The sequence below is a fragment of the Desulfomonile tiedjei DSM 6799 genome (genome assembly GCF_000266945.1).
In the GTDB taxonomy this organism is placed as follows: domain Bacteria; phylum Desulfobacterota; class Desulfomonilia; order Desulfomonilales; family Desulfomonilaceae; genus Desulfomonile; species Desulfomonile tiedjei.
Genome location: NC_018025.1, coordinates 2,321,783 through 2,344,940 on the forward strand (window position 1 = coordinate 2,321,783; position 23,158 = coordinate 2,344,940).

Sequence of the window (23,158 nt, forward strand, 5' to 3'; positions counted from 1 at the left end):
GTGTCCTCACGTGAGGCATGGGGGCGATACATTCTAGTAAAAAGACCCAGTTCATTGACATTTGGAAAAAGGCTTCCATATTAAATTGTAAATGTTAACGAACGAGATTCAAATGAACGAAAGCATTAATAGCGCCAAGAACCCAAAACTGAAAATGACATCGGTGACAATATCGCAAGGTTCTATGTATGTAACATCAGGTCGCGACGTAATGAATACTCATGAGTGATGCACAAACCGTCAATCCGATCATGTTCTCGAAAACAAACTTGAAAAAAGATAAGGTAACCCCTTCCATCTGGTATAAATTCTGGAGTCTGACAGCGCCCTACTGGACATCCGAAGAAAAGTGGAGTGCACTCACGCTGCTGGTCTTGATCATGGCAATGAACCTCGGAAGCGTTTACGTTCAGGTGTTACTCAACGAATGGATCAAAGACTTCTACGATGCCCTCCAGAAAACCGATAAGACAGCCTTCATTACCGACCTTCTGAGGTTTGCCGAACTCGCAGGAGCGTACATCATCCAATCCGTTTACATGCTTTATCTCAGCCAAATGCTCCAGATCCGCTGGCGGCGGTGGCTCACTGCCAAGTATCTCTCCAAGTGGCTTAACCACCAAGCATATTATCGTATGCAATTCCTGGACGATAAGACAGACAACCCCGATCAACGAATCAGTGAAGACATCAATTCATTCATCGGTCAAACGCTATCCCTGACCATTACGCTCTTGAGTTCGGTAGTCACGCTGGTCTCATTCATTGCCATTTTATGGGGATTATCCGGCACCCTCAGCGTTAATCTGGGTTCAATGGGAACGCTGAAAATCCCCGGTTATATGGTCTGGGCAGCCGTCGGTTACTCGGTGGCTGGAACATGGCTCACCTTGCGTATAGGAAAACCTTTGGTACAACTCAATTTCGATCAACAACGGTTCGAGGCCGACTTCAGATATAGTATGGCTCGCCTACGTGAAAACAGCGAAGGCGTTGCCCTGTACAGGGGCGAAAAGGAGGAGCGTGCCGGATTTTTGTCCCGCTTTAATGCTGTAGTCAACAATTACTGGCAAATAATGGTACGACAGAAGAAGCTGAACTGGTTGACAAGCGGCTACAATCAGGTTGCCGTCATCTTTCCGATATTGATGGCCGCTCCTCGTTTTTTTTCCGGTCAGATGCACCTGGGAGGACTGATGCAAACTGCCGCGGCATTCTCCTCAGTGCATGGATCTCTTTCATATCTCATCAACAGTTACACGACAATCGCGAGCTGGAATGCCATTGTGAATCGTTTGTCAGGATTTACAGGTGCCGTTGACAGGACTGCAATACTCAAAACTCGAGAAGAATTGAAGCATCTCAAGTCATCCGATCGTTCGTTCTCCGTAAAATCTCTCAGTGTCTTCTTGCCGGATCAAAAGCTGTTGCTGAGAGATCTTGATCTGCATCTGGAGCCCGGTGAATCCTTGCTCATCATGGGCCCTTCAGGATCCGGGAAAAGCACTCTAATCCGAGCCCTCGCAGGCATCTGGCCGTTTGCTCGCGGGACCGTCCTTTTGCCTGAAAACGGCAAGGTGATGTTTTTGCCCCAGAAGCCCTACCTGCCCCTGGGAACATTGCGGCAAGCTTTGTATTATCCGTATGCTCCAGAGGGCTCAACAGCGAATCTGTCGGAAATCCTTGACCTTTGCTATCTTTCACACCTGTCGACGGTTCTCGATCAACGTGACAATTGGGCTCAGTTGCTTTCGTTAGGAGAGCAGCAGCGTATTGCCTTTGCCAGAATTTTGCTCCAGTGTCCTGATTACGTGTTCCTTGATGAAGCTACTGCGTCGCTTGACGAAGAAATGGAGGAGATGCTTTACAAGCTTGTTAGATCCAGGTTAAAGCAAGCCATAGTAATAAGCGTGGGGCATCGCAGCAGCTTACTCTCCTGGCACCAATCAAGCTTGAGACTAATGGGGGATGGAAAATGGCTTCGATTTGCGGGGAGGACGAAATTCACTGAATCCGTGGGACCCTGAACATGAGGCCCCGAATCGTTTCGTTGCCCGGTCCCGACAAACGGCACAACAGAAGGAGATTCAAAGCCTGAACGTGATTCGGTCCATTTGTAGGAAATGAGGAGATAAATCAACTCCGTACGGCAAGGCAAAACGGGAGCAACCATGACTGAGACAACATTGTTTTCCGCTGAACGATTTGTGGGGTATGTCGCTCTCGGCTTCGGCACGGGACTCTACGGGACCCTGATCGGCGCCGGTGGAGGTTTCGTGTTGATGCCTATCTTACTCCTCCTTTTTCCCAAAGAAAGTCCTGAGCAACTGACATCTATCTCTTTGGCGGTAGTGTTCTTCAACGCCCTTGGCGGCTCGGAGGCATATGCTCTCATGAGACGGATTGACTATAGATCGGGTCTGATGTTCGCCGCAGCGACTATTCCGGGAGCTATCCTGGGTGCCCTGAACACCGGCTATGTCCCCCGAACGCTGTTTGACGCCGTATTCGGGATCTTGTTGGTTGCGGGGGCTGCTTTTCTTCTTATTCGCACAAACAAGAGAGAATCTGTAGAAGTCCGCCATTATCAGTACAAGATTTCCCGCCACCTGGTGGAGGCAAACGGTGTTGTTTTTGACTATTCTTTCAACCCGCTCGTGGGTATCGGTTTGAGCTTTGTCGTGGGCTACGTTTCCAGTTTCCTCGGCATCGGCGGCGGCATCATCCATGTACCCGCGATGACTTATTTTCTCAATTTTCCCGTGCATGTCGCGACGGCTACGTCCCATTTTGTCCTCTCCATCATGGCTTTTACCGGGACCATGACCCACGTCGTTACGGGTACGTTTCCTCATAACGCAAATCTCACTCTTTCTTTGGCCATCGGAGCGCTCCTGGGTGCGCCTTTAGGTGCGCACCTTTCGGGACTGATCCGTGGCAATTGGATTATTCGAGGGCTCGCTCTGGCGCTCATAGTGGTGGGTCTCCGGATATTGGCCATGGCGATCTAAGGTCGGCGGCAGTTCCTGGCGACAACTCATTGAATTCAGATGGTGACGCTTTTCTGAAACTTTAGGTCCGTCGAGACTTTTGCAGCCTGACAAAAAGCAGAATAGCGATAACACCGATTGCCATGAGGGACACCCAAGTCCAGGCAGTTAGATGTTCCGCTACCCACGTCCACTCTTCTCCCAAAATGTAACCGATTGAGATGAAGGTAAGGGACCATATGAAGGCTCCCGTGTAAGCAAAAGCAGCGAATACGGGCAACCGAAGTCTCGAAGTGCCCGCCATGAACGCGGACAGATGCCTGACTCCTGCTATAAAATACCCAAATAGCAGAGCCCATTTGCCGAAACGCTCATACCATGCGGTAAGCGCATCCAGCCTTTCATGTTTGATGTTAACAATATGACCGTATCTATAAATTATCGGGGTACCTATGAAGCGGCCCAAGGCGTAACTGACACTAATCCCGCACAGACTGCCCGTAAAGGCTGACGCTGCGGTGAGTCCAGGCGAAAGATAGCCTTTGAATATCATGTACCCTGCGCATGTCAAAACCAGCTCATCTGGAATAGGGGCTCCCACAATACCGAGCATTAACAAACAAAAAATCCCCAGGTATCCGTAATGGGTAAGCCAGCTCAGAATTTCCGCGGAAAGCATCTCCATCAGGCTTCAGTAAACCCCCGCCATATGCAATGCATGCAACAGGCAAACCGTCGAAGTGCTCTCGGATTGCCTGTTACATGGTTTGTGCCTATTCGTCTCGTCTATGTGTTAGAAAGTTTCCGCCAGAAAGATCGTTGCGGCACCTCGCTGAATCATGAAGCGAATTACCCCGTCTTGCTTGGCCTCCATCACGTCCTTGTCGAATTCACTCAAACTCGTGATAGGTCTGTTGTCGACCTCGAGAATCACGTCGCCGGTCCTGAGTCCCATTGCGGCACCTCGACCGTCAGGGGTCTCGTTTTTGATCACCAGACCTACTCCTTGCTTCAGACCCAATTCTGATGTCAACTGGGGAGGTACCTTGTCAACCGTGATTCCCAGCTCATTGGATGCCTTTGCAGCAGGGACCTCAGCTTGCGCTGTTTTGGTGGTTCGCTCTGCGATGGCAACGCTTACGTCAGCGGTTTTCTTGTCCCTCCATATAGTTAACTTTGCGGTAGAACCCGGCCTTGTCTGTCCCACGAGATTCTTCAGTTGTGAGGCTCCGCTGACCGGCTTGTCGTTATAATCGAGAATGATATCACCCGTTTTGATACCGGCTTTTGCAGCAGGGCTGTCAGGCACCACTTGTGACACAAGTGCTCCGTTGAGGTCGGTGCGCCCAAAGGATTTTGCAAGCGGCTCAGTCAAGTCCTGAATGTTGATCCCCAGGAGACCGTGTTGCACCTTACCGTACTTCAAAAGTTCGTCCATGACGAGCTTGGCGGAGTCAGACGGTATGGTGAACCCCACGCCCATATAGCCACCGCTCTGGGTAGCTATTGCCGTGTTGATCCCAACGACTTCTCCTTTGATGTTTACGAGGGGACCGCCAGAATTCCCGGGATTAATGGGTGCATCAGTCTGGATGAAGTCTTCATAACCGATAATACCCATATTGGTGCGGCCTGTAGCGCTGACGATACCGTTGGTAACCGTACCGCTTAACCCGAAGGGATTGCCTATGGCTACTACGATCTCTCCGACTCGCAACTTTGAAGAATCTCCCCACGTGACTGCCGGTAGATTCTTGGCATCTATCTTGATCAACGCAATGTCGCTTTCCGGGTCGGCTCCGATCAATTTAGCTTTGTAGTCTCGCTTGCCGGGAAGGGTTACTGTAATCTCCTTCATGTCTTTGACAACGTGGTAGTTTGTCATGATCAGCCCATCGGATGACACGATGAATCCCGATCCCATCAACGTTTCAACTGATTGAGGATGACGGGGCTGCTTTGGGAACTGGTCTCCAAAAAAAGGGAACTGTCTCAGAAATGGCTCCAGACCCTCGTCGCTGGCTACCGAAACGTTCTTCGTAGAACTCACTCGCACAACTGACGGCGACACTTTCTGAGCGATTTGCGTATATGCCTGGTCCAGATCCTTGATCACCGATTGCGGATCTGCAGAAGCAGGAACCACCGCTGTCACAACAAACAAAATTGTGGCAAATATCAACAACATTATTAGAGATTCTGTGTAACGTGCCTTGTACATAAACTTTCTCCTCTTTGGACAAGTTTTGACAAACAACTCCCTTGGTCCCCAATTTGATTCTGAAATTAGTCATTCCCTGGATGAGAATCGCGAAGAATTGACAAGTGGAGAAGCAGTTGGCGGGAATCGGTACGAATCCTGTCGTAAGGTTCAAATGCTCTCTTAAATTTTCAAATATTCGAATCATGGGCAACAGATACCCAAATCCGAGTAAGTAGTACTTCGGAAACCACGTCTTGTTCTCAAGCTGTGGTTAGCATAACCGCTTTCCAGGGATTTACTTAGTCGACGCCAGCGCATGTTGTTTGGCGTTTACCATTTTTTCGCCTTGTCGCATAACCGTTTGTCCTCCTGCGACTAATCTCTTGGCCTTGGTTGACAATTATGACCCCACCCGGCAGAGTTTGTTCCACCAAAGAACTGGACAACGTCATTAAAGACAGCAGTGCTCCGAGGATGTCTACTGAATTGTCAGCGCTTCTTAAGGGTTGTCAACCTGACCGACATCGGACCATTCAGCCAACGCGATTGCATGGTCAGAATCCAAGTGGTCCTTTGAGTAGAGAAATTGTGTTCCAGCGGAGGTAACGGTCCGGACGATATCTTGATAGTCTTTGTGATGTGCCATCGTGTTCAGACACTCCACTATCTCTTCTTCGGTCAATCCAAAAGGCGGTTCCTGAAAGCTATCGAGACAGACAGGCCGAGGGTACAACTGAGAATTCTTGCGAACGACTTCCGCTATCATCCGGAGCGGGTCTTCTGATTTCCACACGAGAATTCGTCCGTACGTTTCGCTCAGACTCTCAATCGAATGATAGTAAGGAATTCCATTTCGGTCATAAATCGCTTTGAGATCCGGATTCTCCTCGAGAACCTGTTCAAGCAGGGGGGCCAAAGCTTTCCGGTCTAAATCTTCTGTTTCGGAATCCCGCCTTCTTAGTTCGATCAGGATCTCGTCGACTTTAAGCAGTTGGCCCGTTTCGCTTCTCTCTCGGATGATTTTGACAATATTGGCACAGATTTCTGCTTGATGTTCCATGTACCCTCGTTACGGGAGCAGCCCTTTCTTGCTTAGATATTCTGCTACAAACCCCAAACCCAGTCTCTGATAGGTATCTCCGGTCGGAGATCCAGTCTGTTTGTCCCAACCCATCTCCTCGTAATACATGTCCATTGCGAGCTTGATGTCTTCCTCATCCATTCGGATGGTCCCTTTGCTGAATGCAGCCTTGTCCTTGGGGTCGGTGAACACCCAATGGGGAATCGTGTCGTGCTTGGTCCGCATGTCCTTTGTGCCCATATCACGAATGGTCAGAGCGCGATGGAGCAGGAAGATCCGCTCTGCGACCCGATCGAGTTCCTGACTGGTTTTCTTGTCGCCGGTAGCCAGACTGTAGAGCAACGACTCGATGGAATCATCACCTCGATAATCCCGCTCTCGCAAAGGTGAGGCAACCCATGGTCCCATCCAGTTGCACAGGGAGAGAGAGTCATGCAATTCTTTTCTCAGGAGAGACCATTTCGCCATCTTGGCCTTGTATTTGTTCATAGGGGCGAAAGCGGCAACGGAGTCCACAGCATCCGGAGAGCCCCATATTTCCGCAGCCAATCGCTTCTGAACCTCTATCGGCAAACCATTGCGAGTAAAATTGCTGTGGGAATGACACTGGGCATCACGATTGTACTGCGTGTTGATGATTACTCCGCATTGGCCTGCATCTTCGTTTGAATGATGTTTGGGATGCCCGAGCTTCCAATAGAGGAGGTCACGATTTTCCAGCCACTCCTGCTCCGGGATGCCCCATCGCTCGAGAAGGTACCCGGTGCCCAGACCTAGCGCTGTGGCCAGTTCCCCTTCCTTCCTCGCGATCCTGGGGAGGAGCTCGAAGAGGAATGTTGGATCTCCTTGTTCGTACTTATCCCACGAATAGCCCTTGAATTCCTTTTCAGGCACCTTGCGACTCATTGTGCCGTTATAGTAAAGCATTTGAAAATCACGTTGCAGTTGACCGTAATTCTCCCATAGTCCAAGATCGTCCGCCAAATGCATGCCAACCATACATGCCTCAATTGCCGTCTCGCCCTTGGGACCGTCGGGGAAATTCTTAAAAAAGGCTTTGCCAAACAGCAACCCGACACAGGTATTCTGTCCTGTCTCCAGAATTCCATATTTTGTAGAAACTCCCGGTACTTTGAGCATAGTGTGGCAGCGGATGGGACAGGCAGTGCAACCATTTCCCCTGATCGTATACTTCCAAGCCTTTTCCCCAAGGAAAAAAGCGGCATTGTTCGTCCGGTACGCAATTCTGTTAAGATTGTGAGGCTCGCACGGCCCTGTTTCGATGCCGGGGTAGGCCGCTCCCCATCTGCGCCCCGCCGAAGCAACCCATCGAGATCCCGGGTTATAATGTTCCGACCACGGTTGCGGACTGTTGGGGACCACATGCTGGTTGTTTGCTCCTAACAGAGAAAGATGCAACTTGATGACCTTCTCCCATTCCACTTTGTTACCGGCGATGCGTACACTTCCTGTTCCTCTGACACCTATAGCTTTGAGGTTTTTGGATCCAAGAACTCCGCCGACTCCACCGGCTGAATGAGAATAGGAGTTGATTACCACCGACATGGGGACCAAATTCTCACCTGCTTGTCCAATAGCAGCGACAGAAGCCTCCGGTCCCATCTCATGGCTAATCTCGACTGTGGTCCGTCGTATACCCTGTCCCCAGAGTTGCCGGGCATCCTTAATTTCGGCCTTTCCATCCATTATCGAGAGCCACACCGGTCGGTCGGCTCTGCCTTCAATGATGATGGCGTCATAGCCGGCATACTTGAGCTCCGCTGCAAAGTGGCCGCCCATATGACCGCTTGCAACTAGCGGTCTGGGCCAACAAGTAGGCCACAATGTCGTTATGGCGGTTCTGCCGTTACATGGGGCGCCGGTTCCGGCCAAAGGACCGACTCCGAAGACGATCTTATTATCCGGATCGAAAGGTTTAATTCCGGCGTGAAGCTCATCCCAAATCACCTTGTAGCCTATTCCCGTTCCTCCCAGATAGTCTTTATATTTTTCTACGGTATCTTCAGTTGAGATCTTCCTTCCGGATAAATCGACCCGAAGAACTTTTCCTGCCCAACCTCCGTACTTTGCCATGTTTCTTTGATCCTCTCTGTCACTTTCCGTGACAATCAACACACGTCTGAGCCTTCTCGGGAGAAACAACCGCGGTGGGCACAATTCTCGGTGGAACGTGATTCGTCAAATCACGCCAAGCCACGTAGCTAATGGCTCCGGAGGGACAGGCTTCTACACACTTGGGGTTCCCATCGCAGAGGAAACATTTGGTGGCTTTGTTGGCATCCGAATCGAATGACATCATTTCCCACGGGCAAGCCCTCTGACACATTTTGCATCCGGTACACTTGTCGGAATCCACAACTCGTGCATTTGTAGGCGAACTCATGACAATAGCATCATTCGGACAGGCGTTCGCACAAGGCACAGGGTGAGGGCATTGCTTGCAGAGATCCTGAACAATGAGGCCGTCGCCCCAATTGCCTTGACCACGCTGACCGGCATGCAGGCCTTTTGGCCCAAAGTTGAGGTTCCGCCTAATCTTTATCCTGGCCAAAGTTGGAGAAGCTTTTCCGTCGTTAAACTCGGTGCAAGCCAGTTCGCATCTCCGGCAGCCTACACACTTGGTAGAATCTGCTATGAGGAGCCCGGTGGCATTATCCATAATGATGAGGGGCGTCTCTTTAGCGCCTGTCGCGCCTGAAGAGGAAACGGCAACAATTATTCCACCGGTTGCGAGCAAAAATTCACGCCGTGATAAGAAATGGTTTGAATTCATGAAACTCGATACGCTTTCCAACATTTCACGCTTTCGGTGTTCACTACTCATTTTATTATCCTGTCGCCTTTGTCAGCGAGACCCACAGAAACGAAATAGTCATCCTGATGAAGACTCCTCTATTCCAGTCGTCAACAAAGCGTACTTCAATCAGCTTGCTTCGGTCAAGAGCAATGTCCCTCCACTTGATTCCAGTTCGGGCAAGAAATGTATGATCGTTTGATTGCTTGTGACACGGACTTGCGATCAAGATGATTCTATGGAGCCATCGGCACGGACCTGCCCTGCAGGTCCGTGGCACCCAAGTTCGACGTCAGCCACTGGGTACAGAGGTGCCACTGCCTTGCGGAGCTAGGTCAGTGGCGAAAGCATCCTGAATGAAAAATGGTATGACTCGGGAATGGGCCCTGCAGAGCGACTCGGTGTTGCGCGCTTGTTCAAAGGAGGTATTGGTCACTTCGAAGTTTTCATCGCAATAAGGGAGTTCATCAGAGGCATCCTCCTAGAGCAGCGATAAGCTGGAGTATTCGTTGTCTTCCGACTCGTTGCCCACAATCCTGTCCCAGAGCAGTTGAGATTTTGTCGCTGCGAACGCCAGATTCCTGATCAGTTCACCGATGTCATCCGTCTCAACGGCTCTGTCCAATGCGAGCTTTATTTCAAGCAACATTCGATGATGCTTATCCGGCAGTATCATTTGCGCCTCTTTTCCGTATAGATCTGATACCAATGCGCTTTCATACAAGTAATACCGATTCTCTTTTCTTCTCATAATCTGGGAGGCTGGGGTATCCTTCGCTCCGGACGACGCAAAGCCGTCTAATCACTCCGCTCAGAACACCCCAGCCTTCGCTATGTTATGTGCTTGACTTGAACTAAATCTTTATCAGCATCAAAGCATGAAAGTCCGATTACTGTTCACGTCTCTGAACGCACGAGGCTCAGAAGACTTTCGTGGAAAATGTTCAATCCTCCGTGCCCATGATAGTGATGGTCACTACATACTCCGTTATCACAGTTCCGTCAGTAGCGGTCACCGTGAACGTGTCAATGAGAGGTTCACCTGCAGGGAGAGCTTGGACTACAGGATTGTCGTTGTCCAGGAGATAGGTCCATACACCGCCGGAAAAACTCACGGTTCCGTACCCGTTATGCGAGGTCACGTCAGTGAAGGGGATGAAAAGCGCAGTCCCGTCCACATCCGAGACCGTGAGGGTACCCGTGTCCGTAAGTGTGCCATCCTCGATGACGGAGCCCGAATCATCTCCGTCGATCACAGCAGCATCGTTGATGCCCGTAATCGTGATGGTCACCGTGTGTGTCGTTCCATCAGCGGAGCTGACAGTGACTGAATCTGTGGCGATCTGCCCCTGATGCAGATTTTGGACCCGGTCATTATCCAGCATGTAGGTCCAGGCTCCATTCTCGTTAAGACTGAAGGTTCCATACGTCCGGACGACGTCCGTAATGGCTATGAATTCATCATCACCGTCGACATCTGCGATGGTGAGGGTGCCGATAGCCGGGCCGGTCGCATCCTCAGTGAGGGCCCCTCGATCCTCACCGGCAATAACTGCGGCATCGTTCGTGCCGTTAATCGTGATGGTCACGGTGTGTTCTGTTCCATCGGCAGAGTTTACGGTGAAGGTGTCAGTGGCGACGTCATCCTGGTCCAGGTGTTGGACCTTGTCATTATCCATCGTATAGGTCCAGGCTCCATCGGTGTTGAGACTGAAAGTTCCATATGTCCCGGTCACATTCGTAACGGCAACAAACTGTTCAGCACTATCCACATCCTCAACGGTGAGAGTGCCGATGTCGGTGAGTGAGCTATCCTCAGTGAGAGTGCCCTGATCGTCTCCGGTAATGAGGGCAGCATCGTTCATGCCGGTAATGGTAATGGTGACGCTGTGTGGTGTTCCATCAGCAGAGTTCACGGTGAATGAGTCAGTGACGGTTTCACCCTGGTACAGGTCTTGAACCTTGGCAATATCGAGGGAGTATGCCCAGGAACCATTTTCAGCGAGATTGAAGACTCCATATGTCCCGACCATGTCTGTAATGACAGCAAACCCCGCATCTCCATCCACATCCGAGACGGTGAGGGTGCCGATAGCCGGACTGGTTGCATCCTCGGTGAGGGCGCCCTGGTCTTCTCCATCAATCACAGCAGCGTCGTTAACACCTGTAATGGTGATGGTGACGGTGTGTGGGGTTCCATCGGCAGAGCTTACGTCGAAGGATTCAGTTGCCGGCTGACCCTCGGACAGGCCTTGGACCAGGTCATTGTCCATCGTATAGGTCCAAGTTCCATCTGTGTTAAGACTGAAGGTTCCATATGTTCCGACTACATTCGTAACGGCAACAAATTGTTCAGCACTATCCACATCCGAGACGGTGAGAGCGCCGGTGTCGGTGAGTGAGCCATCCTCAGTGAGGGTTCCCTGATCGTCTCCGGCAATCACCGCAAGATCGTTGGTGCCGTTAATGGTGATGGTCACCGTGTGTGTTGTTCCATCAGCGGAGCTTACGGTGAAGGAATCAGTGGCGGTGTCATCCTGGTCCAGATGTTGAACGGTGGCATTGTTCAGCGTATAGATCCAGTCTCCATCGGTCTCGATACTGAAGGTTCCATATGTTCCTTCCATGTTGGTAGTGGCAACAAACTGCTCAGGGCCGTCCACATCCGAGATGGTAAGAGTACCTGTGTCCTGGCCGATCGTATCTTCTGTGACGGAGCCCTGATTGTCTCCATCAATCACCGCAAGATCGTTGGTGCCGTTAATGGTGATGGTCACCGTGTGTGTTGTTCCATCAGCGGAGCTTACGGTGAAGGAATCAGTGGCGGTGTCATCCTGGTCCAGATGTTGAACGGTGGCATTGTTCAGCGTATAGATCCAGTCTCCATCGGTTTCGACAGTGAAGGTTCCATATGTTCCTTCCATGTTGGTAATGGCAACAAACTGCTCAGGGCCGTCCACATCCGCGACGGTGAGCGTACCCGTGTCTTGGCTGATCTCATCCTCAGTGACGGAGCCCTGATTGTCTCCATCAATCATCGCTGCATCGTTCATGCCGTTAATGGTGATGGTCACCGTGTGTGTTGTTCCATCAGCGGAGCTTACGATGAATGAATCAGTGGCGGTGTCATCCTGGTCCAGATGTTGAACGGTGGCATTGTTCAGCGTATAGATCCAGTCTCCATCGGTCTCGATAGTGAAGGTTCCATATGTTCCCTGCATTTCCGTAATGGCAACAAACTGATCGGCACCGTCCACGTCCGATACCGTGAGTGTGCCTGTGACTTGGCTGGTCGCATCCTCAGTGACGGAGCTCGAATCGTCTCCGCCGATCTCCGCAGGATCGTTGGTGCCGGTAATGGTGACGGTCACGTCGTGCGGTGTTGCGACAGCCCCATCAGTTGAGATTACGGTGAATGTGTCAGTAAGTGTCCGCCCTTCAGCGAGACTCTGGATTGCAGGATTGCCGTTATCCAGAGTATAAGTCCAGACGCCATCCGGGGTGAGACTGACTGTTCCGTAACCGTTATTCGAGATGACATTAGTGAACGGAACAAAGGCAGCACCGTCCACATCCGAGACTGTAAGAGTACCGGTATCGGCAAGAGAGCCATCTTCAATCACTGAGCCCGAATTGTCTCCCCCGAAGACGGCAGGATCGTCGGTACCGATAATCGTAATAGTCACCTGGTGCGGCGTGAGGAGGATTCCATCCGTACCGATCACGGTAAACGTGTCGGTAAGGGTTTCACCTGCGGCGAGACCCTGGACCGCTGGATTGGCATTGTTGAGAGTATAAGTCCACACACCGTTTAAGAAACTCACCGTTCCATAGCCGTTGTCTGAGGTAACATTCATGAAAGGAATGAATGCTGCAGATCCATCCACGTCAGAGACAGTGAGACGGCCGGTGTCTGTGAGTGTGCCATCTTCAGTCACTGAGCCCGAATCGTCTCCGGCAATCACAACAGGGTCATTGGTGCCGGTAATGGTGATGATCACGCTGTGTGGTGTTTCAACAGCCCCATCAGTAGAGATTACGGTGAATGAATCGGTAATTGTCTGACCCCCGGCGAGACTCTGAATTGCAGGATTGCTGCTATTCAGAGTGTACTCCCAGACCCCGTCCGCGGTGATGCGGAACGTTCCGAATCCGTTATTCGAGGTCACATTGGTCAGTGGAACAAAAGTGGCACCGTCCACATCGAAAACGGTGAGAGTGCCGGTATCTGTGAGTGTTCCATCTTCAGTGACGGTGCCCGAATCGTCTCCACCGAAGACAGCAGGATCATTGGTGCCGGCAATCATTATGGTGACGTCGTGTGCCGTCCCGTCAACGGAGCTGACAGTGAATGAGTCAGTAACGATCTGACCCTGATGCAGGTTTTGGACAGCGTCATTGTCCAGCGAATATGTCCATGCTCCATCTTCTGTGAGCGTGAAGGTTCCGTATGTCCCCTCGAAATCAGTAATGGCAGTAAACTGCTCGGCACCGTCCACATCCGAGACGTTAAGAGTGCCGGAGTCTATGAGGGTGACATCCTCACTGAGGGCTCCCTGATCGTCTCCAGCAATCATGGCCGCATCGTTCACGCCTGTAATGGTAATGGTGAGGTTGTGTGGTGTCCCGTCAACAGAGTTTACGGTGAATGAGTCAGTGACGGTTTCACCTCCATACAGGTCTTGAACCTTTGTATTATCAAGTGAATAGGTCCATGCTCCCTCTTCCGTGAGCGTGAAGGTTCCGTATGTCCCTTCCAAATCAGTAATGGCAACAAACTGCCCGAGACTGTCCACATCTTCAACAGCAAGTATGCCTGACTCTGTGAGAGTGTCATCCTCAGTCACGTCGCCTGAATCTTCTCCGGAAATCGTTGCTGCATCATTCAAACCGGTAATGGTAATGGTGACGGTGTGCGGGGTTTCATCAGCGGATTTTACGGTAAACGAGTCAGTGGCGGTCTGGCCCTCATGCAGGTCTTGAACTTTCGTATTGTCGAGCGAATAGGTCCAGATTCCATTTTCCGAAAGGGTGAAAGTTCCAAAATCCCCTTGCATATTAGTGGCAACAAACTGCTCAGGACCGTCTACATCGTCAAGGATGAGAGAACCTGAGTCTGTGAGGGTACCATCCTCAGAGACGGAACCCTGATCGTCACCGGAAATGAGCGCAGCATCATTTGCCCCGGTAATGGTAATAGTGAGGTTGTGTGGTGTTCCGTCAACAGAGTTTACGGTGAATGAGTCAGTGACGGTTTCGCCTTCATACAGGTCTTGAACCTTGGTATTATCAAGTGAATATGTCCATGCTCCCTCTTCTGTGAGCGTGAAGGTTCCGTATATCCCTTCCAAATCAGTAATGGCAATAAACTGCTCGGGACTGTCCACATCTTCAACAGCAAGTATGCCTGAGTCTGTGAGAGTGTCATCCTCAGTCACGTCGCCTGAATCTTCTCCGGAAATCGTTGCTGCATCATTCAAACCGGTAATGGTAATGGTGACGGTGTGCGGGGTTTCATCAGCGGATTTTACGGTAAACGAGTCAGTGACGATTTCACCCTCATACAGGTCTTGAACTTTGCTATTATCAAGTGAGTATGCCCATGCTCCATCTTCGTCGATAGTGAAGGTTCCGTATGTCCCCTCGAAATCAGTAATGGCAATAAACTGCTCAGGACCGTCCACATCTTCAACGGCAAGTGTGCCGGAGTCTGTGAGGGTACCATCCTCGGAGACAGCGCCCTGATCGTCTCCCGTAATTTCCGCAGCATCATTCGCTCCGGTAATCGTAATGGTGACGTTATGTGATGTTCCATCGGCAGAGTTGACGGTGAAGGAATCAGTCGCTGTGTCATCCTGGTCCATGTGTTGGACGGTGGCATTATTCAGCGTGTAGGACCAGGATCCATCGGTGTTGAGACTGAAGGTTCCGTACGTCCCGGCAAAGTCCGTAATGGCAACAAACTGCTCCGGACTGTCGATATCTGCAACGGTGAGAGTGCCTGAGTCTGTGAGAGTGCCATCCTCAGTCACGGTGCCCTGATCGTCTCCATCAATAACAGCAGGATCGTTGGTGCCGGTAATGGTGATGGTCACGCTGTGCGGTGTTTCGGCAACCCCATCAGTTGAGATTACGGTGAATGTATCAGTAAGTGTCTGCCCCTCAGCGAGGCTCTGGATTGCAGGATTGCTGTTATCCAGAGTATAGGTCCAGAGGCCACCCGTAGTGATGCTGACCGTTCCGAAACCGTTATCGGATGTCACATTTGTGAACGGAACAAAAGCGGCACCATCCACATCAGAGTCGATGAGAGTGCCGGAGTCTGTGAGAGCGTTATCTTCAGTGACAGAGCCCGAATCGTCTCCACCGAAGACGGCAGGATCATTGGTGCCGGTGATCGTAATAGTCACCACGTGCGCCGTCACCTGGATTCCATCCGTAACCGTCACGGTAAACGTGTCGGTAAGGGTTTCTCCTGCGGCGAGGCCCTGGACAGCAAGATTGGTGTTATCAAGTGCGTAGGTCCACACGCCGTCGAAGAAGCTCACCGTTCCATAGCCATTATTGGAGATGACATTGGTGAAAGGAACGAAAAGAGCTGTGCCGTCCACATCGGAGACGGTGAAGGTGCCGGTATCTGTGAGAGCGCCATCCTCAGTGACAGAGCCCGAATCGTCCCCGGCAATCACAGCAGGGTCATTCGTCCCGGTAATGGTGACGGTCACGGTGTGTGGTGTTTCGATAACCCCATCCGTAGAGGTTACGATGAATGAGTCAGTAACAGTCTGACCTGCGGCGAGGCTCTGGATTGCAGAATTGCTGTTATCCAGAGTATACGTCCACAAGCCGTCCTCGGTGAGGGTGACCGTTCCGAATCCGTTATTGGAGATCACATTGGCTAGTGGGATGAAAGCAGCCCCGTCCGCATCGGAAACGGTGAGGGTGCCGGAGTCTGTGAGAGCGTTATCCTCAGTGACAGAGCCCGAGTCGTCTCCACCGAAGACAGCCGGATCATTGGTGCCGGTAATGGTGATGGTGACACTGTGTGGTGTTCCATCAACGGAGCTGACGGTGAATGAGTCAGTAACGGTCTCATCCTGGAACAGGTGTTGAACTTTGTCATTGTCCAGGGAATAGGTCCAGTTACCATCGACGGTGAGACTGAAGGTTCCAAATGTTCCTTCTATGTTCGTAAGGCTGTCAAACTCCGGATCTCCATCCACATCGAATACGGTGAGAGTGCCGGTGTCTGTGAGTACGCCATCCTCAGTAACGGAACCCTGATTGTCCCCAGTAATCACCGCGGCGTCGTTCACGCCTGTAATGGTGATGGTGACGCTGTGTAGTGTTCCGTCGGCAGAATTGACCGTGAACGAGTCGATAGCGGTGTCATCCACATCCAAGTGCTGGACCTTAGAATTATCGAGCGAATATGTCCATGCTCCATTTTCATCGAGCGAGAAGGTTCCGTATGTTCCTTCAAATTCCGTAATGGCAACAAACTGCTCGTCACTGTCCACGTCTTCAACGGTGAGGGTGCCGGAGTCAGTGAGCGTGCCATCCTCGGTGACGAAGCCCTGATCGTCTCCGGTAATCACCGCGTCATCGTTCACGCCGGTAATGGTGATGATGACGCTGTGTGATGTTCCATCGGCAGAGCTGATGGTGAAGGAATCGACAGCGGTCACGCCCTGGGCTAGGTCTTGAACCCGAGTATTATCCAGGAAATAGGTCCAGTTTCCACTAGTGTCGAGCGAGAAGGTTCCGTATGTTCCTTCAAATTCCGTAATGGCAACAAACTGCTCGTTACTGTCCACGTCTTCAACGGTGAGGGTGCCGGAGTCAGTGAGCGTGCCATCCTCGGTGACGGAACCCAGATTGTCTCCGGTGATCACCGCGTCATCGTTCACCCCGGTAATGGTAATGGTGACGGTGTGTGTTGCTCCATCAGCAGAGCTGACGGTGAAGGAATCAGTAGCAATATCATTCTGGTACAGGTGTTGGACCCTGGTATTATCGAGCGCATAGGTCCAGTCTCCATTCGTGTTGAGCGAGAAGGTTCCATATGTTCCTTCAAATTCCGTAATAGCAACGAACTGCTCCGGACTGTCCACATCTTCAACGGTGAGGGTGCCGGTGTCTGTGAGAGCACCATCTTCAGTGACGGAGCCCTGATCGTCTCCGGTAATCACCGCGTCATCGTTCACGCCGGTAATGGTGATGGTGACGGTATGTGTCGTCCCATCAGCGGAGTTGACACTGAAGGTGTCAGTAACGGTTTCATCCTGGGCCAAGTCTTGAACCAGCGTATTATCCAGGGAATATGTCCAGACCCCATTTTCTTCGAGCGAGAAGGTTCCATATGTCCCTTCAAATTCCGCAATGGCAACAAACTGCTCTTGATTATCCACATCTTCAACGGTGAGGGTGCCGGTATCTGTGAGACCGCCATCTTCAGTGACAGAGCCCTGATCGTCTCCAGTAATTATGGCAGCATCATTCACCCCGGTAATGGTGATGGTCACGGTATGACCTGCTCCATCAGCAGAGTTGACGATGAAGGAGTCAGTGGCGGTCTGGCCCTCATGCAGGTCTTGAACTTTCGTATTGTCGAGCGAATAGGTCCAGATTCCATTTTCCGAAAGGGTGAAAGTTCCAAAATCCCCTTGCATATTAGTGGCAACAAACTGCTCCGGACTGTCCACATCATCAATAGTGAGAGTGCCTGAGTCTGTGAGAGTGTCATCCTCCGTTACTGCTCCCTGATCGTCCCCACCGATGACTGCAAGATCGTTGGAACCGGTTATTGTGACGGTCACTTCGTGTGGTGTTTCAACAGCCCCATCAGTCGAAATTACGGTAAATGAATCAGTAATTGTTTGACCTTCTGCGAGACTGTGAATTGCAGGATTGCTGTTATCCAGAGTGTAAGTCCAGACGCCATCCGTGGTGATACTGAACGTTCCGAAACCGTTATTCGAGATCGCATTAGTAGACTCAACAAAAGCAGCCCCGTCCACATCCGAGACTGTAAGAGTGCCGGTATCGTCAAGAGTGCCATCTTCAACCACTGAGCCTGAATCGTCTCCCCCGATAACAGCAGGATCATCGGTTCCGGTAATCGTAATAGTCACCACGTGCGTCGTCACCTGAATTCCGTCGGTGCTGGTCACTGTAAAGCTATCGGTAAGAGTTTCGCCTGCAGCGAGACCCTGAACTGCAGGATTGGAATTGTTAAGAACATACGTCCACACACCGTTGAAAAAGCTCACCGTTCCGAAGCCGTTGTGGGATGTCGCGTTTGTGAAAGGAACAAATGCTGCAGATCCATCCACGTCGGAGACTGTGAGCGTGCCGGTGTCTGTAAGCGTGCCATCTTCAGTCACCGAGCCCGAATCGTCGCCGGTAATGACAGCAGAATCGTTGGTGCCGATAATGGTGATGGTCACGTCGTGCGGCGTTTCAACAGCCCCATCAGTAGAGATTACGGTGAATGAATCAGTAATTGTCTCACCTTCAGCGAGACTTTGGATTGCAGGATTGCTGTTGTCCAGAGTATACGTCCAGACGCCTTCCGGGCTTATACTGAACGTTCCGAATCCGTTATTGGAAGTTACATTGGTCAATGGAACAAAAGCAGCCCCGTCCACATCTTCAACGGTGAGGGTGCCGGTGTCTGTGAGAGCGCCATCTTCAGTAACGGAGCCCTGATCGTCTCCGGTAATCACTGCTGCATCGTCCATGCCGGTGATAGTAATGGTAACGCTGTGTGGTGTTCCATCAGCGGAGTTTACGGTGAATGATTCAGTGACGGTTTCACCCTGGTACAGGTGTTGGACCTTGGTATTATCGAGCGAATAGATCCATGCTCCATTTTCGGCGAGAGTGAAGGTTCCGTATGTTCCTTCCAGATCAGTAATGGCAATGAACTGCTCCGGACTGTCCACATCTTCAACGGTAAGGGTGCCGGAGTCTGTGAGCGTGTCATCTTCAATGACAGCGCCCTGATTGTCTCCAGCAATCACCGCGGCATCGTTAATGCTGTTGACCGTGATGGTCACCGTGGCAGTATCGCTGTCCAGATCTCCATCATTGGCTTTATACGTGAAAGAGTCAGTTCCGTTGAAGTTCTCATTCGGAATATAGGTGAAGGACCCGTCAGTATTGAGGGTCAGTGTCCCATTGAGAGGCTGCTCCTGAACAATCGCCATCAACGACTCTGAATCGATATCGGAGTCATTGCCTAGTACCCCTGAAGCAGGAATGCTAAGAGGAGTGTCTTCATCTGTAAAAAATGAGTCATCTGTTGCAGTCGGAGGATCGTTCACCGGCGTGACGTCGATCGTCATAGTGTACGAGTCCAGACTGTATTCCGTGCCATCGGATACCTTGAAAACAAAGTTTGCATATCCGGTTCCATTTTCAGTAGGATCCGGAGTAAAGGTGAGGAGGCCGGCAGCGATATCGACAACGGAAATTTCACTATTGACTTGAACCGGATCGCTTCCGAGGAGAAGGATACCACTGGCAGGTAATTCAACTATCTGGACATACTGTAACGAATCCTGGGGACCGGAATCCGAGAACCCGAAATCATCGATCGTAAAAGAATAAATACTGTCTTCCATCAGACTGATGGTATTATCAGAAGCCATTGGAGGAACGTTTTCGACTGTGACTGTGAAAGTATTGGTGATTCCGAGGCCACCATCTTCATCTCTAGCTCCTGCAACGATCGTGTGCACCCCGCTATCGGAAAATGTGAGGCTGAATTGTGTTGGATCTGGTATCCAAATCGGATCGGAGCCATCTATCCTATAACCATAGAGCAATGAGTCACCGGGAACATCGCCAAACATGGCAGTGAGGTCTAGCGGTACTGTAGATGAACCTTCAGTGATAATCATATCCTCAATATGACCTGTGAACACGGGATTAACATTATTAACGGTGATAATGAAGATATTTGAGGCAACAAAACCTCCGTCGTCATCATGCACTGAGATGGTGACGGCATGTGAGCCGTTATCACCGAAAGTAAGGCTGAATTCGGTAGGATTGTCTATGTGCTGAAGGTCGCCGCCATCGAGAGAATAGAAGTAGTTCAAGGTATCGGCCGGAACATCAGTGAAATAATCGGTCAGATTGATGAAGGGTGTAGAATTTCCCTCATCAATAGTAATGTTATTGATATCTTGTAAGGACACGGGATTGAGGTTATTGACGGCGACAATGAAGATATTTGAGGCAACAAAACCTCCGTCGTCATCATGCACTGAGATGGTGACAGCATGCGGGCCGTTATCACCGAAAGCAAGGCTGAATTCGGTAGGATTGTCTATGTGCTGAAGGTCGCCGCCATCGAGAGAGTAGAAATAGTTCAAGGTATCGGCTTGGACATCGGAGAAGTAGGCGGTGAGATCGATGGGTAGTGTGGATGTGCCCTCATCGATGGTCATGTTATCGATGATTCCTGAGAAGACAGGATTGAGATTTACGACATCGACAGTGAAGGTATTGGAATCAACAGTTCCTCCATCCCCGTCCGAGACAGTGATGACCACATTGTGCGACCCGTTATCGTCGAAAGTGAGGGAGAATTGATCAGGGGTGGTAATCTGCTGTGAGGTGCCTCCATCGATAGAATAGGAGTATATCAGCGTATCTGCCGGGACATCTGAGAAGAGGGCCGTGAGATCGATAGGTAGTGTGGATGTGCCCTCATCGATGGTCATGTTATCGATGATTCCTGAGAAGACAGGATTGAGATTTACGACATCGACAGTGAAGGTATTGGAATCAACAGTTCCTCCATCCCCGTCCGAGACAGTGATGACCACATTGTGCGACCCGTTATCGTCGAAAGTGAGGGAGAATTGATCAGGGGTGGTAATCTGCTGTGAGGTGCCTCCATCGATAGAATAGGAGTGTATCAGCGTATCTGCCGGGACATCTGAGAAGAGGGCCGTGAGATCGATAGGCAGCGTGGATGTGCCCTCGTTGACGGTCATGTTATCGATGATGCCTAAGAAGACAGGATTGAGATTGAGGACTTCAACGGTGAAAGTGTTGGAATCAACGGTTCCTCCATCCCCATCGGAGACTGTAACGATCACACTATGTGAGCCGTTATCGTCGAAAGAGAGAGAAAATTGAGCAGGGTTGGCGATATTCTGTGAGGTGCCACCATCGATTGCATAAGAGTACGTCAGGGTGTCAGCGGGGACATCAGAGAAGTAGGCGGTGAGATCGATAGGCAGCGTGGATGTGCCCTCGTTGACGGTCATGTTATCGATGATTCCTGAGAAGACAGGATTGAGATTTACGACATCGACAGTGAAGGTATTGGAATCAACGGTTCCTCCATCACCATCCGAGACAGTGACTACCACATTGTGTGACCCGTTGTCATCGAAGGTAAGAGAGAACTGGGCGGGATTGGTGATCTGCTGTGAGGTGCCTCCATCGATAGAATAAGAGTACGTCAGGGTGTCGGCCGGGACATCAGAGAAGTAGGCGGTGAGATCGATAGGCAGTGTGGATGTGCCCTCATTGATAGTCATATTGTCGATGGTACCCGAGAAGACGGGATTGAGATTTGTGACATTGACAGTGAAGGACTGTAAAGCTTCGCTTCCAGCTTGCCCATCGGTAGCGCGGATGGTGATGTTGTGAGCGCCATTGTTGCCATACGTTAATGTGAAGTTTGTTGGATCCAGTATGTCAACGTACGCTCCGCCGTCTTCGGAGTAAGAATATGTCAAGACGTCATCGACTATATCCTGAAAGTATGTTGTCAAATCTATGGAGAGAGTTGAATTTCCCTCGTCCATTGTGACATTGTCCATGATACCAACGGGCACCGGGGCCACGTTTTCAACGGTTATCTGAATAGAGTTCGAAGTTGATTGCGATCCACCGCTCCCTGAATTTCCCAGGTCATTCACAACTATGGTTAAGCTGTCGATATAGTCGTTGGTAGGATTGTATACCAGGGTCTGGAGGGCCTCATTGATTTCACTCCATGTTGCCCTGAAAGTCATCATAGAATCGAGTGTTCCGCCACCAGCCTGAAAATCCAGGCTGCCATCGTTCGTTATACTCAACAGTCCATAGTTTACCGAGAGAGTCACCTCTATGTCACTGTTGCCGGAATCAACGTCGTATACATACAAGGAACTGATAGAGAGTTCTGAATTTTCCTGTATCGTCTGTTCAGCAGGCACCATTACAGTGGGAGCGTCGTTTACCAATGATGAAGAGTGTTGTTGGATATAATGGAAATCATTTCCCCAAATATATTCGCTTTGGTTCCAGTCATTGAAAACCTGAACTCCGAAATTGTCAGCAAACCAAGTCCGATAGAGTTCCCATGCATCATCATTGACAGCATCAAACCACCACCATTGTCCACCATAATGGTCTTGATACAGCAGATGGAGATCGTCCACACGGTACTGACTTCCGTTCCAATCGTTGTAGACCCACATCCACTCGGAATCAACCTGGTCCGCGAACCAGGTGAATGCCGGCTCCCAGTTCTCGTCAGTCACGTCATCCCACCAGTACCACGCGCCGGTTGAGGCTTCGGAATACCAGTATTGGTGCTCGCCGTGATACCAGTAAGTAATATCTCCTGAGATTTGAGCCCACCAATCACTGGTCTCGTTCCACCACCAATTCGTGTTTTGGTTATACCACCAGCCTTCTCCATCGTCGTTGTACCACCAGCCGTCATTGACATAAACCCAGCCAAGGCTGTCTACCTGATTTGTGTCCGCTTGATCGGAATATACGTGATCGGTATCTTGGGATGCCTCTAAGTGTTTATCGACAGTTCCATCCAGTACAATTCTTTCCTCAAGCACCTCGAGAACCAGTCCACCGCGACTATGATCGAATGCTTCTGAAACTTCTTTTTGCCGTTTCATGACGGATTCCTTTCACAATAACGAACTCATATGGTCGTTTGTAACGGACAAAAAAAGACCCCCCTCAGCTAAAACTGAATACGGCTGAGAAAACGAAGAAAAACCCCAATAAGAGACATTCCTATCCGTGCTGTCGCT

The 23,158-nt window shown here is 50.6% G+C and carries 9 protein-coding genes; 2 read left to right on the forward strand and 7 right to left on the reverse strand.

Annotated elements, in window-relative coordinates; translation table 11 throughout:
• Positions 1–221 precede the first annotated feature (221 nt).
• Both DESTI_RS09670 and DESTI_RS09675 read left to right on the forward strand, forming a co-directional pair.
• Positions 222–2,027: an ABC transporter ATP-binding protein/permease gene (locus DESTI_RS09670; RefSeq protein ID WP_014809785.1), complete on the forward strand. Its 1,806-nt coding sequence runs from the start codon at positions 222–224 to the stop codon at positions 2,025–2,027.
• 144 nt (positions 2,028–2,171) lie between these two features.
• Positions 2,172–3,011, forward strand: coding sequence for a sulfite exporter TauE/SafE family protein (locus tag DESTI_RS09675; protein WP_014809786.1), 840 nt, complete (start codon positions 2,172–2,174; stop codon positions 3,009–3,011).
• A 61-nt stretch (positions 3,012–3,072) separates the two neighbouring features.
• On the opposite strand, the gene DESTI_RS09680 is transcribed toward DESTI_RS09675, so the two are convergent.
• The 7 genes from DESTI_RS09680 to DESTI_RS30700 form a co-directional block, all read right to left on the reverse strand.
• Positions 3,073–3,675: a DedA family protein gene (locus tag DESTI_RS09680; RefSeq protein ID WP_014809787.1), complete on the reverse strand. Its 603-nt coding sequence runs from the start codon at positions 3,673–3,675 to the stop codon at positions 3,073–3,075.
• A 108-nt stretch (positions 3,676–3,783) separates the two neighbouring features.
• On the reverse strand, positions 3,784–5,211 hold the full coding sequence (locus DESTI_RS09685; RefSeq protein ID WP_014809788.1) for a DegQ family serine endoprotease: 1,428 nt from the start codon (positions 5,209–5,211) through the stop codon (positions 3,784–3,786).
• Between the two features lie 481 nt (positions 5,212–5,692).
• Positions 5,693–6,253 (reverse strand): YdhW C-terminal domain-containing protein, encoded by a 561-nt coding sequence (locus DESTI_RS28675; RefSeq protein ID WP_014809789.1) that lies wholly within the window; start codon positions 6,251–6,253, stop codon positions 5,693–5,695.
• 9 nt (positions 6,254–6,262) lie between these two features.
• Positions 6,263–8,368: an aldehyde ferredoxin oxidoreductase gene (locus tag DESTI_RS09695; protein ID WP_014809790.1), complete on the reverse strand. Its 2,106-nt coding sequence runs from the start codon at positions 8,366–8,368 to the stop codon at positions 6,263–6,265.
• 19 nt (positions 8,369–8,387) lie between these two features.
• Positions 8,388–9,119: a 4Fe-4S dicluster domain-containing protein gene (locus DESTI_RS09700; RefSeq protein WP_014809791.1), complete on the reverse strand. Its 732-nt coding sequence runs from the start codon at positions 9,117–9,119 to the stop codon at positions 8,388–8,390.
• Between the two features lie 451 nt (positions 9,120–9,570).
• Entirely contained in the window at positions 9,571–9,765 is a 195-nt protein-coding gene (locus DESTI_RS09705; RefSeq protein WP_014809792.1) for a hypothetical protein, read from the reverse strand.
• Between the two features lie 268 nt (positions 9,766–10,033).
• Positions 10,034–23,020 (reverse strand): VCBS domain-containing protein, encoded by a 12,987-nt coding sequence (locus tag DESTI_RS30700; RefSeq protein WP_014809793.1) that lies wholly within the window; start codon positions 23,018–23,020, stop codon positions 10,034–10,036.
• Between the last annotated feature and the right edge of the window lie 138 nt (positions 23,021–23,158).

What these genes read in the sequence shown, in the direction of transcription:
- DESTI_RS09670 (WP_014809785.1), top strand. Translation starts at nt 222, where the DNA reads ATGAGTGATGCACAAACCGTCAATCCGATCATGTTCTCGAAAACAAAC.
- DESTI_RS09675 (WP_014809786.1), top strand. Translation starts at nt 2,172, where the DNA reads ATGACTGAGACAACATTGTTTTCCGCTGAACGATTTGTGGGGTATGTC.
- DESTI_RS09680 (WP_014809787.1), bottom strand. Translation starts at nt 3,675, where the DNA reads ATGGAGATGCTTTCCGCGGAAATTCTGAGCTGGCTTACCCATTACGGA.
- DESTI_RS09685 (WP_014809788.1), bottom strand. Translation starts at nt 5,211, where the DNA reads ATGTACAAGGCACGTTACACAGAATCTCTAATAATGTTGTTGATATTT.
- DESTI_RS28675 (WP_014809789.1), bottom strand. Translation starts at nt 6,253, where the DNA reads ATGGAACATCAAGCAGAAATCTGTGCCAATATTGTCAAAATCATCCGA.
- DESTI_RS09695 (WP_014809790.1), bottom strand. Translation starts at nt 8,368, where the DNA reads ATGGCAAAGTACGGAGGTTGGGCAGGAAAAGTTCTTCGGGTCGATTTA.
- DESTI_RS09700 (WP_014809791.1), bottom strand. Translation starts at nt 9,119, where the DNA reads ATGAGTAGTGAACACCGAAAGCGTGAAATGTTGGAAAGCGTATCGAGT.
- DESTI_RS09705 (WP_014809792.1), bottom strand. Translation starts at nt 9,765, where the DNA reads ATGATACTGCCGGATAAGCATCATCGAATGTTGCTTGAAATAAAGCTC.
- DESTI_RS30700 (WP_014809793.1), bottom strand. Translation starts at nt 23,020, where the DNA reads ATGAAACGGCAAAAAGAAGTTTCAGAAGCATTCGATCATAGTCGCGGT.